The sequence below is a fragment of the Pseudomonas paraeruginosa PA7 genome (assembly GCF_000017205.1).
GTDB classification, from domain to species: Bacteria; Pseudomonadota; Gammaproteobacteria; order Pseudomonadales; family Pseudomonadaceae; genus Pseudomonas; species Pseudomonas paraeruginosa.
In genome coordinates this window covers 397,382-411,195 of the sequence record NC_009656.1, presented here as the reverse complement: position 1 = coordinate 411,195, position 13,814 = coordinate 397,382, and the positions used below count along the sequence as shown (strand labels likewise).

Genomic DNA, 13,814 nt, shown 5'->3' with positions numbered 1-13,814 from the left:
AAGGCCAGGCTTTCGACAGAGGGCACGGGCCGGCGCAGCGGCTACACTGCCCGGGTCGGTCCACGAAGGGCCGTTTCCGAACCAAGGAGTCGCTGCATGTCCCTACGCCCCACCCTCGCCCTGCTCGCCGCCCTCGTCAGCCTGCCGCTGATGGCCGCCCAGAACGATCCGCAGCCCAGCAGCAAGGAACTGATGAAGGAACACCAGGCGCAGATCCAGAACGACCTGGCCGACGTCGACTACAAGCGCAAGCGCATCGTCGAAGCCAACATGAACCTCACCGACCAGGAAGGCGAGAAATTCTGGCCGATCTACAACACCTACCGCACCGAGTCGGACAAGCTCAGCAAGGAAACCCTCAAGCTGCTGCTGGACTACGCGCAGGCCTACAACAGCGGCAACGTCACCGACGACCAGGCGAGCAAGCTGATCGACCGCGTCGAGGAGCTCCAGGAAGACCGCCTGGAACTGCGCGACAAGTACGTCAAGCGCATCGCCAAGAACGTCTCGCCCAAGCGCGCCATGCGCTTCCTGCAGATCGAGATCCAGCTCGACGCCATCGCCACCCTGGAGATCGGCCGTCAGGTGCCGCTGGTCGAATAATCCCTCTCCTCCCTCGCCAGCCGCGCCCTGTACTGTTCAGGGGGCGCGGCGTACCAGCGGCGGAAGGCCCGGTAGAACGGCGACAGCTCGGCGAAGCCACAGGCCTTGGCCACTTCGCGGATCGCGCTGCCGGCCCGCAGCATTTCGCCGGCGCGCTGCCGGCGGACCTCCTCGCGCACCTGGCGGAAGCTCGCCCCGCCGGCGGCCAGCGCGCGTTGCAGCGCGCCGGCGCCCAGGCCCAGCTCGGCCGCGCACTGGCGCATGCCGTAGCCCTCGCCCAGGCGCAGTTCGACCAGGTAGCGCACGCGATTGAGCAGGCGGTTCTCGCTGAGCTCGCGGCTCTGCTCTTCCGCGTGACGGGTAAGCAGCGCATGCATGTCCGGATTGGCGTTGCGCGACGGTCGCCGGAGCAGCGCGGCGGGGAACAGCAGCGCGTCGTGCTCGCGGGAAAACAGCGGCAACCGGCCGAACAGCCGGCGGTGCTCGCCGAGGCGGGCCGGCGCCGGATGGCGGAACTCGATGTGTTCGGCGACGAACTCGTCGTCGCTGATCAGCGCCAGCAGCTTGAGGAACAGCAGCATCAGGCATTCGATCTGCTGGCGCAGCGAGGCATGGCCCAGGTAGTTGATGTCGAGGATCAGCCTGGCCGAATCCCCTTCGACCTCGAGGCGCGCGGCGAAACCACCGGAGAGTATGTGCTGGAAACGCACGAAGCTGCGCAGCGCCTCCTCCAGATCGCGCGCGGACAGCAGCAGGTAGCCGACCACATCGAGCAGGCGCGGCTTCATCGCCTCGCCCAGGTGCAGGCCGATGTCGGCATCGCCGGTCACCGCCGCCAGTTCGGTCCAGAACAACGGGGCGTTGTCGTGCACCAGGCGGCCACCCAGGACCGGTGGCGGCAGCGGCGTGCGCCGGTAGACGCTGCGATAGACCCGGGTCGGGTCCAGGCCGAGGGCGTCGAAGGCTTCGTACAACAGGCGCCGCAACGTGGCGGAATGGGTCAGGGGACTGGTGGACGGGTCGTCCTGCATGGCGGCTCCTCGTGATTGACCAAAGACTTCCAGGCTCCGAGCATTCGGTCAATGCCGCGCGTCGATGGCATCCGCAGAATGCTCGCCACTACAACAAGGAGAAAGGTCCGATGAAACGCACCCTGACCGTGATCGCCGTGGCGGTAGCCGCCGCGGCCGCCGGCGCCGCCTGGTATCTCCATGCCAAGCAGCCGGTGCGCAGCGGCTCGCTGGCCCTGGCCCACCTGCAGGCGCCGGTCGACGTGCGCTACGACGAGCGCGGCGTGCCGCACCTGTACGCGCAGAACCAGACCGACCTCTACCGCGCCCTCGGCTACGTGCACGCCCAGGACCGCCTGTTCCAGATGGAAATGCTGCGGCGCCTGTCGCGCGGCGAACTGGCCGAGGTACTCGGCCCCAGGCTGGTGGACACCGACCGGCTGTTCCGCACCTTGCGCATCCGCGACCACGCCGCCGCGTACAGCGCGCGCCAGGACAAGCAGTCGCAGCCGTGGAAGGTGCTGGAGGCCTACCTCGACGGGGTCAACCAGTTCCAGGAAAACAACCCCGCTCCGCTCGAATTCGACCTGCTGGGCATACCCAGGCGTCCCTTCACCCCCGAGGACACCCTGAGCATCGCCGGCTACATGGCCTACAGCTTCGCCGCCGCGTTCCGCACCGAGCCGGCACTGACCTATGTGCGCGACGAACTGGGCGGTGACTACCTGCGCATCTTCGACCTCGACTGGCATCCGCAGGGCGTGCTGACGCCCTCCGGCGCACTGGGCGCCGGCGACTGGCAGGACCTCGGCGCCCTCGCCCGTCTCAGCCAGCAGGCCCTGGAGGACGCCGGCCTGCCGCAGTTCGAGGGCAGCAACGCCTGGGTCGTCGCCGGCAGCCGCAGCGCCAGCGGCAAGCCGTTGCTGGCCGGCGACCCGCACATCCGCTTCGCCGCGCCAGCGGTGTGGTACGAGGCCCAGCTGAGCGCGCCCGGCTTCGAGCTCTACGGCCACCACCAGGCGCTCAACCCCTTCGCCTCGCTGGGCCACAACCGCGCGTTCGGCTGGAGCCTGACCATGTTCCAGAACGACGACCTCGACCTGATCGCCGAGAAGGTCAACCCGGACAACCCCAACCAGGTCTGGTACCAGGGCAAGTGGGTCGACCTGCAGAGCGAGGAGCAGGAAATCGCGGTCAAGGGCGCCGCGCCGGTGAAGCTCACCCTGCGCCGCTCGCCCCACGGTCCGATCGTCAACGACGCGCTCGGCGCCAGCTCCGGCAAGACCCCGATCGCCATGTGGTGGGCCTTCCTCGAGAGCGAGAACCCGGTGCTCGACGCCTTCTACGAGCTGAACCGCGCCGACACCCTGGCCAAGGCCCGCGCGGCGGCCTCGAAGATCCATTCGCCGGGGCTCAACCTGGTCTGGGCCAACGCCGCCGGCGACATCGGCTGGTGGGCCTCGGCGGCACTGCCGAAGCGGCCGGAGGGAGTGAATCCGAGTTTCATCCTCGATGGCAGCCAGGGCGAGGCGGACAAATCCGGCTTCTATCCCTTCGCCGACAATCCACAGGAAGAAAACCCGGCGCGCGGCTACATCGTCTCCGCCAACTTCCAGCCGGTGCCGGCCAACGGCCGGCCGATCCCCGGCTACTACAACCTGGCCGACCGCGGCCAGTGGCTGGATGCGCAACTGGCCGATCGCAGCGTGAAGTGGAACCTGGACAACAGCCGCGCGTTGCAGCTCGGCAACCGCACCGGCTACGCGCCGCGCCTGCTCGCACCGTTGCTGCCGGTGCTGCGCGAGGCGGTCGACGACGCCGAAGGCAAGCGTCTGGTCGAGCAACTGGCGGCCTGGAAGGGCGACTACCCGGTCGACTCGACCGCCGCCACGCTGTTCAACCAGTTGCTGTTCCAGATCGCCGAGGGCGCCTTGCACGACGAATTGGGCGATGCCTTCTTCGACAACCTGATCGCCACCCGCGCCATCGACAGCGCGCTGCCACGACTGGCCGCCGACGCCGACTCCCCCTGGTGGGACGACCGCCGCACAGAGCGCCGGGAAAGCCGCGCGGATATCGTCAAGGCCGCCTGGGCCGCCTCCCTCGCGCACCTGCGCGGCACCCTCGGCAACGACCCGTCCGGCTGGCTGTGGGGCAAGGCGCACACCCTGACCCACGAGCACGCGCTGGGCCAGCAGCCGCTGCTCAGGCGCCTCCTCAACGTCGGCCCGTTCGCCGCCCCCGGCACCCACGAAGTGCCGAACAACCTGTCGGCGAAGATCGGTCCGGCCCCCTGGCCGGTCACCTACGGCCCCTCGACCCGGCGCCTGGTGGACTTCGCCGACCCGACCCACAGCCTCGGCATCAACCCGGTCGGGCAGAGCGGCGTGCCCTTCGATGGCCACTACGACGACCAGGCCGAAGCCTACATCGAGGGCCACTACCTGCCACAGCACTATGAGGAAAACGAGGTGAAGGCGAACAGCAAGGGCGTGCTGGTGCTGGAGCCGAAGCGCTGAGCCGGCCGGCGTGGAGTAGGGCGAGTAACCGCATGGTGGTTGTCCGCCGGATACAACGGGGTATCGGCGGATAACGCCTCGGGCGTTATTCGCCCTACGGAGCGTAGCCAGGCATTTCCCGCCACCGACGCCACAATGAAAAAGGCCACCCGAAGGTGGCCTTTTCTTTTCCGGCGGCAGGCTCAGGCCGGGGTCGGCGAGCCTTTCTGCCAGTCGCTGGCGGTCTCTTCCATCGCCTGCTGGATCGCCCGGCGACGCCGCTCCTCGGCCTGGCGGGTGAAGTACCAGGCAAGGAAGGTGAACAACGAGACGCTCAGCAGGATCAGGCTGGCCACCGCGTTGATCTCCGGCTTCACGCCCAGGCGCACGGCGGAGAAGACTTCCATCGGCAGGGTGGTCGAGCCGGGGCCGGAGACGAAGCTGGCCAGCACCAGGTCGTCCAGCGACAGGGCGAAGGACATCATGCCGCCGGCCGCCAGCGAGGGCGCGATCATCGGGATGGTGATCAGCAGGAACACCTTCCAGGGCTTGGCGCCCAGGTCCATCGCCGCCTCCTCGATCGACAGGTCGAGTTCACGCAGGCGCGCCGACACCACCACCGCCACGTAGGACGAGCAGAAGCTGGTGTGGGCGATCCAGATGGTGACGATACCCCGCTCCTGCGGCCAGCCGATCAGTTGCGCCATGGCCACGAACAGCAGCAGCAACGACAGGCCGGTGATCACTTCCGGCATCACCAGCGGTGCGGTGACCATGCCACCGAACAGCGTGCGGCCGCGGAAGCGCGGGATGCGGGTGAGGACGAAGGCCGCCAGGGTCCCGAGGATCACCGAGGAGAACGCCGTGTAGAAGGCGATCTCCAGGGAGCGGCCGACCGAACTGACCAGCTGGGTGTTGTCCAGCAGGCCGACGTACCACTTCACCGACCAGCCGCCCCACACCGTCACCAGCTTGGAGGCGTTGAACGAGTAGATCACCAGGATCAGCATCGGCAGGTAGATGAAGAGCAGGCCGACGATCAGCATGACGTTGGAGAAATTCCAGCGCTTCATACCTTGCCCTCCAGTTCTTTAGCCACGCTTCTGGATGGAGAGCCTGTTGAACAGGATGAAGAGCAGAATACGTGGTGCTGGCTCATACCTTGCCCTCCAGTTCTTTAGCCTGGTTCTTGTTGAACAGGATGATCGGGATGATCAGGATCGCCAGCATCACCACCGCCAGGGCGGACGCTACCGGCCAGTCGCGGTTGTTGAAGAACTCCTGCCAGAGCACCTTGCCGATCATCAGGGTCTCGGGGCCGCCGAGCAGTTCCGGGATGACGAACTCGCCCACCGCGGGGATGAACACCAGCATGCAGCCGGCGATGATGCCGTTCTTCGACAGCGGCACGGTGATCTTCCAGAAGCTGGTGAAGTTGCGCGCGCCCAGGTCGGATGCGGCTTCCAGCAGGCTCGGGTCGTGCTTCACCAGGTTGGCGTAGAGCGGCAGGATCATGAACGGCAGGTAGGAATAGACGATGCCGATGTACACCGCGACGTTGGTGTTGAGGATAGTCAGCGGCTCGCTGATGATCCCCAGCCCCATCAGCACGCTGTTGAGCAGGCCGTTGTTGGAAAGGATGCCCATCCAGGCATAGACCCGGATCAGGATCGCCGTCCAGGTCGGCATCATGATCAACAGCAGCAGGACCGTCTGCGTCGACTGGCTGGAGCGGGCGATGGCGTAGGCCATCGGGTAGCCCACCAGCAGGCAGATCAGGGTGCTGACGAAGGCCATCTTCAGCGAGCCGAGGTAGGCGTCGATGTAGAGCGGGTCGTCGGTCAGCATCAGGTAGTTGCCGAGGTTCAGCAGCACCTGCAGCTGCTGGTCGGCGTAGGCGAAGATCTCGGTGTAGGGCGGGATGGCCACGTCCGCTTCCGCCAGGCTGATCTTCAGCACGATGGCGAAGGGCAGCAGGAAGAACAGGAAGAGCCACAGGAACGGCACCCCGATGACCGCATGCCGCCCACCGGGCATGCGCTTTTTCAGGCTGTTGGCGAATTTCATGACTGCAGTACCACGCCGCTGTCGTCGTACCAGCTGATGTACACCGACTGGTCCCAGGTCGGCCGTGCGACGTGGCGCTCGGCGTTGGCCATGAAGGCCTGGACGATCATCCCCGAAGCCAGCTTGATGTAGTACACCGAGTGGCCGCCGAGGTAGGCGATGTCATAGACGGTGCCCTGCGCCCAGTTGTGCCCGGGGTGTTCCAGGTTGTCCGGCTTCTGCGCGCTGATCATCACTTTCTCCGGCCGCAGCGCGTAGGTGATGCGCTTGTCCTCGGCGCGGGTACTGATGCCGTGGCCGATGTAGATCGGGTTCTCCAATTGCGGGCAGGCGATCACCGCATGGTCCTGCACGTCCTCCACCAGCACGCCGTCGAACAGGTTGACGTTGCCGATGAACTCGCAGACCAGGCGGCTCGCCGGGGTTTCGTAGATGTCCATCGGGCTGCCGATCTGCTCGATGCAGCCCAGGTGCATGATGGCGATGCGCTGGGCCATGGTCATGGCCTCTTCCTGGTCGTGGGTCACCATCACGCAGGTCACGCCGACGCGCTCGATGATCTCCACCAGTTCAAGTTGCATCTGCGAGCGCAGCTTCTTGTCCAGCGCGCCCATCGGCTCGTCGAGCAGCAGCAGCTTCGGCCGCTTGGCCAGCGAGCGCGCCAGGGCCACCCGCTGGCGCTGGCCGCCGGAGAGCTGGTGCGGCTTGCGCTTGGCGTACTGGGTCATGTGCACCAGCTTGAGCATCTCGGCCACGCGCTCGTCGATCTCGGCCTTGGGCAGGCCGTCCTGCTTGAGGCCGAAGGCGATGTTCTGCGCCACGCTCATGTGCGGGAACAGCGCATAGGACTGGAACATCATGTTGATCGGCCGCTCGTAGGGCGGCAGGTCGGTGATGTCCTGGCCATCGAGGAAGATCCGCCCCTCGGTGGGTCGCTCGAAGCCGGCGAGCATGCGCAACAGGGTGGATTTACCCGAGCCGGAGCCGCCGAGCAGGGCGAAGATCTCGCCCTTGTTGATGGTCAGGGACACGGTGTCCACCGCCAGCGTCTCGTCGAACTGCTTGGTTACCCGGTCGATCTTTACCAGCACCTCTTTCGGCTGCTGGCTGCCCTCTAGGGCTTTCTTGTAGGCACCGGAGGCTATCGCCATTACCACAACTCCCAAGTCGTTGATGCCCGGTTCACGCTACCGGGCGGAATTTGAACTTATTTGCCGGTCTTGATCCGGGTCCAGGTGCGGGTCTGCAGGCGCAGCACCTTGGCCGGCAGCACGGCGGAAACGTAGGCCTTGTCGAGCACGGCCTGCGGCGGATACACCTCCTCGCTGTCGCTGACGCTCTTGTCCATCAGCGGGCGAGCCCCCGGTACCGCGTTGGCGTAGCCGACGTAGTCGCTGACCTTGGCGATCACTTCCGGACGCAGCAGGTAGTCGATGAACGCATAGGCGTTATCGGCGGCCTTGGCGTCGGCGGGAATCGCCATCAGGTCGAACCACAGGTTGGCGCCTTCCTTGGGAATCACGTACTGGATGTCGATGCCCTTGCCGGCCTCCTCGGCACGGGCGGCCGCCTGGAAGACGTCCCCGGAATAGCCGAAGGCGACGCAGATGTTGCCGTTGGCCAGGTCGGAAATGTACTTGGAGGAGTGGAAGTAGCTGACGTAGGGACGCACCTTCGTCAGTACCTCCTCGGCCTTCTTGTACTCCTTCGGGTCGTGCGTGTTGGGATCCAGCCCCAGGTAGTTGAGGGCGGCGGGCAGCATCTCGTCGCCGCTGTCCATGAAGGCCACGCCGCACTTGGCGAGCTTCTTCATGTTCTCCGGCTCGAAGAGGATCGCCCAGGAGTCGATCGGCTGGTCGCCGAGCACTTCCTTGACCTTGGCCACGTTGTAGCCGATGCCGTTGGTGCCCCACAGGTAGGGCACCGCGTACTGGTTGCCCGGATCGCTGACTTCCAGCTGCTTGAGCAGCGCCGGGTCGAGGTTCTTCCAGTTCGGCAGCTTGCTCTTGTCCAGCTTCTGGAAGGCGCCGGCCTGGATCTGCTTGCCGAGGAAGTTGTTCGATGGCACCACGATGTCGTAGCCGGAATGCCCGGATACCAGCTTGCCCTCCAGGGTCTCGTTGGAGTCGAAGACGTCGTAGCTGACGTCGATCCCGCTCTCCTTGGTGAAGTCCTTGAGGGTGGTCGGAGCGATGTAATCGGTCCAGTTGTAGATGTGCAGGCTCTTCTTCTCCGCCTGTACGGGGCCCGCGATCGCCGCGGCCAGCGTGGCCACCAGCAGTGTCTTTCCAATGGGATGTTGCATGTCCGACTCCTGTTCCGGGCCTTTTCACGGCAGCACCCTGCCTGTTCGACCCGTGTTCTTCAAGTGCCGATGTAAGCCCAGATCACTCGGGTTTCATGACAACCCGGCGATTGCGCCGGGAAACATGAGTGAGTTGGGTTCCCCACCGACGTGTTGGTTTCAGGTTTTCCGGGCCCGGGGCCCCGTGCGAACGGCGTGAACGTCCCCGGCGCGGCAGATTGGCGCAGCGCCCGTGGCAGCGTCTTCGTCGTCGATACTGCGTCCGGTCGTCGGGCCCCCAGGAGGAAGCGTCTGGACGAACGGGCAAAAGAGTCGAACCTCTTCGCAGGGGGAGCGCAACCGGAGGAAACCCGGCCGCGTTCCGGTTCACTCGTGGCGGAGCGCCGGCGGGCTCAGGCGCCGCCGGCGTCCACGCGGATCACTTGCCGGACTTGATCTTGGTCCAGCTGCGGGTCATCGCCCGCTGGGTCTTGGCCGGCAGGTCGGGGAAGGTGTACAGCTTCTTCATGACCTCTTCGCTCGGGTAGATGCCCGGGTCGTTGCGGATCGCCTCGGACACCAGCGGGGTGGCCGCCGCGTTGCCGTTGGGGAACTGCACCACGTCGGTGATCTCGGCCATGATTTCCGGCTTCATCAGGAAGTTGACGAACGCCAGGGCGCCTTCGGTGTTCTCGGCGTCCTTGGGGATGGCGACCATGTCGAAGAAGCTGCCGGCGCCTTCCTTGGGAATGTTGTACTTGACGGTGACCTTGTTCTTCGCCTCTTCGGCGCGCGACTTGGCCTGGTAGATATCGCCGGAGTAGCCGATGGCGACGCAGATGTTGCCGTTGGCCAGGTCGGAAATGTACTTCGACGAGTGGAAGTAGGTGACGTAGGGACGGATCTTCAGGAACAGTTCCTCGGCCGCCTTGAGTTCCTTGGGATTGTCGGTGTCCGGCTTGTAGCCGAGATAGTGCAGGGCCGCCGGAAGGATCTCGGTCGGCGAGTCGAGGAAGCTCACGCCGCACTGCTTCAGCTTCTGGATGTTCTCCGGCTTGAACACCAGGTCCCAGGAATCCACCGGCGCGTTGTCGCCGAAGGCCGCCTTGACCTTGTCCGGGTTGTAGCCGATGCCGATGGTGCCCCACATGTAGGGAATCGCGTGCTCGTTGCCCGGGTCGCTGACTTCCAGGGTGTGCATCAGGTCCTTGTTCAGGTTCTTCCAGTTCGGCAGCTTGGACTTGTCGAGCTTCTGGTAGACCCCGGCCTTGATCTGCTTGGCGAGGAAGGAGTTGGACGGCACCACCACGTCGTACCCGGACTTGCCCGCCAGCAACTTGGCTTCCAGCACCTCGTTGCTGTCGTAGACGTCATAGACGACCTTGATCCCGGTTTCCTTGGTGAACTTCTCCAGGGTGTCCGGCGCGATGTAGTCGGACCAGTTGTAGACGTGCAGCACCTTGTTGTCCGCAGCCTGCGCCATACCGGCCACAGTGCCCGCCAAGGTCAGGGCGAGCAGGGTCTTACCGAAACGTTTCATCATGCGGGGTAGCTCCATTTTTGTTGAAGTATCCGGGCGGTGGCGCAACCGATCGCGTCACCACCCGGTGAGCCTGGCCAACGCACTGGCGCAGTCTGGCAAAAGTCCGCTCAGGGACTCAAGCCAGGACGGCGGCGGCGGTCTGATCGAGGCACTTGCGCGCCAGGGTGATCAACTCATCGATCTGCGACGGATCGATCACCAGCGGCGGCGAGATAATCATAGTGTCGCCCACCGCGCGCATGATCAAACCGTTGCGGAAACAATGCTCCCGGCACAGCATCCCGACACCCTTGTCGGTGAAACGCTCGCGGGTCTTCTTGTTCTTGACCAGCTCCAGGGCGGCGACCATGCCGACCCCACGCGCTTCGCCCACCAACGGGTGGTCGGCCAGCTCCTGCCAGCGTTTCTGCAAATACGGTGCCGTTTCCGCCTTCACCTTCTCGATGATTTTCTCCTCGCGCAGGATGCGGATGTTCTCCAGGGCTACGGCGGCCGCCACCGGGTGACCGGAATAGGTGAAGCCGTGGTAGAACTCGCCGCCCTGGTTGAGCACTTCGACGATCTCGTCGCGCACCACCACGCCGCCCATGGGGATGTAGCCGGAGGTGAGGCCCTTGGCGATCGGCATCAGGTCCGGGGCGTTGCCGTAGTACTGGCTGCCGAACCACTCGCCGGTACGGCCGAAGCCGCAGATCACTTCGTCGGCGATGAACAGGATGTCGTACTTGGCGAGGATCTCGCGGATCTTCGGCCAGTAGGTGTCCGGCGGGACGATCACGCCGCCGGCGCCCTGGATCGGCTCGGCGATGAAGGCGGCGACGTTTTCCTCGCCCACTTCGAGAATCTTCTTCTCCAGTTGCTCGGCGGCCCAGACGCCGAACTCGTCCGGCGACATGTCGCCGCCCTCGCCGTACCAGTAGGGCTGGGCGATGTGGACGATGCCCGGGATGGGGAAATCGCCCTGTTCATGCAGCGCCTTCATGCCGCCCAGGCTGACGCCGGCGACGGTGGAGCCGTGGTAGCCGTTCCAGCGGCCGATCACCACTTTCTTCTGCGGCTGGCCCTTGGTCGCCCAATAGTGGCGGACCATGCGCAGCACGGTGTCGTTGGCCTCGGAGCCGGAGCCGGTGAAGAACACATGGTTCATGCCTTCCGGGGCGACGTCGGCGATCGCCTTGGCCAGCTCGACCACCGGCGGGTGGGCGGTCTGGAAGAACAGGTTGTAGAACGGCAGCTCGCGCATCTGCCGGGTAGCGGCCTGGACCAGCTCCTCGCGGCCGTAGCCGACGTTGACGCACCAGAGGCCGGCCATCGCATCGAGGATCTTGTTGCCCTCGCTGTCCCAGATGTAGACGCCTTCGGCCTTGGTGATGATCCGCGCGCCCTTCTCGTTCAACTGCTTGTAGTCGGTGAACGGCGGCAGATGGTGGTCGCGGCTCAACGCCTGCCACTCACGGGTCTTGGCGTTGGTGATTTGGCTGTTCATGTCACACCTCTTCTATTCAAGACTGTCCGGGAGCGGCGGTCCACGCCGGCCGCCCCCGGCCAGGATCAAACGGAAAGCAGGAGGAATTCCCGCTCCCAGGAGCTGATTACCCGCTTGAAATTCTCGTGCTCCGCACGTTTCACCGCGACGTAGCCGCTGATGAACTTGCTGCCGAGATACTGCTCGAGGGGCTTGCAGTTCTCCATGCGCTCCAGCGCCGCTTCGATCGTCAGCGGCAGGCGCAGGTTGCGGCGCTCATAGCCGCGACCTTTGACCTGGGCACTCGGCTTGATGCCTTCGACCATGCCGATGTAGCCGCACAGCAGGCTGGCAGCCAGCGCCAGGTAAGGGTTGGCGTCGGCGCCGGCGAGGCGGTTCTCGACCCGGCGGTTCTCCGGGCTGGAATCCGGCACGCGCAGGCCGACGGTACGGTTCTCTTCGCCCCACTCGACGTTCACCGGCGCCGAGGTATCGGGCAGGAAGCGGCGGAACGAGTTCACGTTGGGCGCGAACAGCGGCAGCACTTCCGGGATGAACTTCTGCAGGCCGCCGATATGGTGCAGGAACAGTTCGCTCATGGTGCCGTCGGCATTGGAGAAGATGTTCCTGCCGGTCTTCACGTCGACGATGCTCTGGTGCAGGTGCATCGCGCTGCCCGGCTCGCCGGTCATCGGCTTGGCCATGAAGGTGGCGGCGACGTTGTGCTTGAGCGCGGCCTCGCGCATGGTGCGCTTGAACACCAGGATCTGGTCGGCCAGGTCGAGGGCGTCGCCGTGACGGAAGTTGATCTCCATCTGCGCGGTGCCCTCCTCGTGGATCAGCGTATCCAGGTCAAGGCCCTGGGCCTCGCACCAGTCGTACATGTCCTCGAACAGCGGGTCGAACTCGTTGGCGGCGTCGATGGAGAACGACTGGCGCCCGGTTTCCTGGCGGCCGGAGCGGCCCACCGGGGCCTGCAACGGGTAGTCGGGGTCATCGCTGCGCTTGGTCAGGTAGAACTCCATCTCCGGCGCCACGATCGGCCGCCAGCCCTTGTCGGCGTACATCTTCAGCACGCGCTTGAGGATGTTGCGCGGAGACAGTTCGATGGGGTTGCCGAGCTTGTCGAAGGTATCGTGGATCACCATCGCGGTGGGCTCGATGGCCCAGGGGACGAGGAACACGGCATTCTCGTCCGGGCGGCAGACCATATCGATGTCGGCCGGGTCGAGCAGGTCGTAGTAAATGTCGTCTTCCACGTAGTCGCCGGTGACGGTCTGCAGCAGAACGCTCTCCGGCAGGCGCATGCCCTTTTCCGCGATGAACTTGTTGGTCGGCGAGATCTTGCCGCGGGCGATGCCTGTCAGGTCGGAAATCAGGCATTCCACTTCGGTGATCTTGCGTTCCTTCAGCCAGCTGGTCAGCTGGTCTAACTTGGTAGTCATAAAGACCTCAGGGTTGAGAGTCCGGCCCCAACAGCCGGACTCAACGTTGCCCCGCCCTCTTGCCGCAGGCCTTACCGAAAGCCTGGAAGATAGCGAGATAGTTGGGGTTCGTCAGAACCTGCCACTCCGGGTGCCATTGCACACCAAGAGCGAAGGCTTTTGCACCTTCTACGGAGATGGCTTCGACCAACCCGTCAGGCGCCAGTGCTTCTACTCGAAGGCCCGGCGCCAGACGATCAACGCCCTGGCCATGGATGGAATTGACCTGGAACTCGCTCGGCAAGCCGATGCCGGCGAGCACTCCGCCCGGCTGCACATGCATGGCATGGCGCGGCGCGTACTGAACCTCGAGCGGCTGGTCGGCCGGCTCGCGGTGGTCCATGAAGGTTCCGGCCTCGTGCACCTTCTGGTGCAGGCTGCCGCCGAAAGCCACGTTCATTTCCTGGAAACCACGGCAGATGCCGAGGACCGGAATGCCGGCGTCGATGGCGGCGCGGACCAGCGGCAGCGTGGTGGCGTCGCGGTCGGGATCGTGAAGAGTGCCGGGCTCGCTCGCCGCCCCACTATAATGACGGGGCTCGACGTTCGACGGCGAGCCGGTGAAGAGCAAGCCGTCGATGCTGTCCAGCAGGGTTGCCTGGTCGAGCAGTTCGCCCAGCGCAGGAATGATCAGCGGGAGGCCGCCAGCGCCGTTGACCACGGCACGCAGGTATTTGTCGCCGGCAATGTGGTAGGGATGAAGACCGATCTGCTTGGTGCAGGCGGTGACGCCGATTAACGGCAGGCGAGACATGAGACACCCGTTGTTTGTAGATGTTATGGGGTTTGGCCGAGCTTAGCGTTGTTCATTTTTTTACACAATAGGCCTGTAAAAAATTGAACACGCGTTCCTGAACACC

The 13,814-nt window shown here is 65.0% G+C and carries 11 protein-coding genes; 2 read left to right on the top strand and 9 right to left on the bottom strand.

Annotation, left to right across the window (positions count from 1 at the left end; translation table 11 throughout):
* Positions 1-96: 96 nt before the first annotated feature.
* Positions 97-603 (top strand): hypothetical protein, encoded by a 507-nt coding sequence (locus PSPA7_RS01880; RefSeq protein ID WP_012073929.1) that lies wholly within the window; start codon positions 97-99, stop codon positions 601-603.
* Here the strand turns inward: PSPA7_RS01880 and PSPA7_RS01875 are convergent.
* Positions 582-1,634: an AraC family transcriptional regulator gene (locus tag PSPA7_RS01875; RefSeq protein ID WP_012073928.1), complete on the bottom strand. Its 1,053-nt coding sequence runs from the start codon at positions 1,632-1,634 to the stop codon at positions 582-584. The two genes, PSPA7_RS01880 and PSPA7_RS01875, sit on opposite strands and share 22 nt — an antisense overlap.
* A gap of 110 nt (positions 1,635-1,744) precedes the next feature.
* On the opposite strand from PSPA7_RS01875, the gene hacB reads away from it, so the two are divergent.
* On the top strand, positions 1,745-4,132 hold the full coding sequence (gene hacB, locus PSPA7_RS01870) for an N-acylhomoserine lactone acylase HacB (RefSeq protein ID WP_012073926.1): 2,388 nt from the start codon (positions 1,745-1,747) through the stop codon (positions 4,130-4,132).
* A gap of 182 nt (positions 4,133-4,314) precedes the next feature.
* Here hacB and PSPA7_RS01865 read toward each other — a convergent pair whose 3' ends face one another.
* The 8 genes from PSPA7_RS01865 to PSPA7_RS01830 all read right to left on the bottom strand — a co-directional run bounded on the left by PSPA7_RS01865 (position 4,315) and on the right by PSPA7_RS01830 (position 13,708).
* Positions 4,315-5,184, bottom strand: a complete 870-nt coding sequence (locus tag PSPA7_RS01865; protein WP_003153279.1) for an ABC transporter permease subunit — start codon at positions 5,182-5,184, stop codon at positions 4,315-4,317.
* Between the two features lie 82 nt (positions 5,185-5,266).
* Positions 5,267-6,148 (bottom strand): ABC transporter permease subunit, encoded by an 882-nt coding sequence (locus PSPA7_RS01860; RefSeq protein WP_074197249.1) that lies wholly within the window; start codon positions 6,146-6,148, stop codon positions 5,267-5,269.
* A gap of 26 nt (positions 6,149-6,174) precedes the next feature.
* The gene (gene potA, locus PSPA7_RS01855; protein WP_012073925.1) at positions 6,175-7,329 is read right to left on the bottom strand and encodes a polyamine ABC transporter ATP-binding protein; all 1,155 of its coding nucleotides are present in this window, start codon (positions 7,327-7,329) and stop codon (positions 6,175-6,177) included.
* 56 nt (positions 7,330-7,385) lie between these two features.
* The gene (spuE, locus tag PSPA7_RS01850; protein ID WP_003153285.1) at positions 7,386-8,483 is read right to left on the bottom strand and encodes a spermidine-binding protein SpuE; all 1,098 of its coding nucleotides are present in this window, start codon (positions 8,481-8,483) and stop codon (positions 7,386-7,388) included.
* Between the two features lie 418 nt (positions 8,484-8,901).
* Complete coding sequence (gene spuD, locus PSPA7_RS01845) at positions 8,902-10,005, bottom strand: putrescine-binding protein SpuD (protein WP_012073924.1); 1,104 nt, start codon at positions 10,003-10,005, stop codon at positions 8,902-8,904.
* Between the two features lie 115 nt (positions 10,006-10,120).
* A complete protein-coding gene (spuC, locus tag PSPA7_RS01840; RefSeq protein WP_003084297.1) occupies positions 10,121-11,491 on the bottom strand; it encodes a putrescine--pyruvate aminotransferase in 1,371 nt (456 codons plus the stop codon).
* Positions 11,492-11,556: 65 nt separating this feature from the next.
* Entirely contained in the window at positions 11,557-12,915 is a 1,359-nt protein-coding gene (locus PSPA7_RS01835; protein WP_012073923.1) for a glutamine synthetase family protein, read from the bottom strand.
* 40 nt (positions 12,916-12,955) lie between these two features.
* Positions 12,956-13,708 carry a gamma-glutamyl-gamma-aminobutyrate hydrolase family protein gene (locus PSPA7_RS01830; protein ID WP_012073922.1) on the bottom strand — a complete coding sequence of 251 codons (753 nt, stop codon included), beginning with the start codon at positions 13,706-13,708 and terminating at the stop codon, positions 12,956-12,958.
* Positions 13,709-13,814: the final 106 nt, after the last annotated feature.

Excerpts from the sequence above, each read along its gene's own strand:
- spuE (WP_003153285.1), bottom strand. The coding sequence starts at position 8,483 with ATGCAACATCCCATTGGAAAGACACTGCTGGTGGCCACGCTGGCCGCG.
- spuC (WP_003084297.1), bottom strand. The coding sequence starts at position 11,491 with ATGAACAGCCAAATCACCAACGCCAAGACCCGTGAGTGGCAGGCGTTG.
- hacB (WP_012073926.1), top strand. The coding sequence starts at position 1,745 with ATGAAACGCACCCTGACCGTGATCGCCGTGGCGGTAGCCGCCGCGGCC.
- potA (WP_012073925.1), bottom strand. The coding sequence starts at position 7,329 with ATGGCGATAGCCTCCGGTGCCTACAAGAAAGCCCTAGAGGGCAGCCAG.
- PSPA7_RS01865 (WP_003153279.1), bottom strand. The coding sequence starts at position 5,184 with ATGAAGCGCTGGAATTTCTCCAACGTCATGCTGATCGTCGGCCTGCTC.
- PSPA7_RS01880 (WP_012073929.1), top strand. The coding sequence starts at position 97 with ATGTCCCTACGCCCCACCCTCGCCCTGCTCGCCGCCCTCGTCAGCCTG.
- PSPA7_RS01830 (WP_012073922.1), bottom strand. The coding sequence starts at position 13,708 with ATGTCTCGCCTGCCGTTAATCGGCGTCACCGCCTGCACCAAGCAGATC.
- PSPA7_RS01875 (WP_012073928.1), bottom strand. The coding sequence starts at position 1,634 with ATGCAGGACGACCCGTCCACCAGTCCCCTGACCCATTCCGCCACGTTG.
- PSPA7_RS01860 (WP_074197249.1), bottom strand. The coding sequence starts at position 6,148 with ATGCCCGGTGGGCGGCATGCGGTCATCGGGGTGCCGTTCCTGTGGCTC.
- spuD (WP_012073924.1), bottom strand. The coding sequence starts at position 10,005 with ATGATGAAACGTTTCGGTAAGACCCTGCTCGCCCTGACCTTGGCGGGC.
- PSPA7_RS01835 (WP_012073923.1), bottom strand. The coding sequence starts at position 12,915 with ATGACTACCAAGTTAGACCAGCTGACCAGCTGGCTGAAGGAACGCAAG.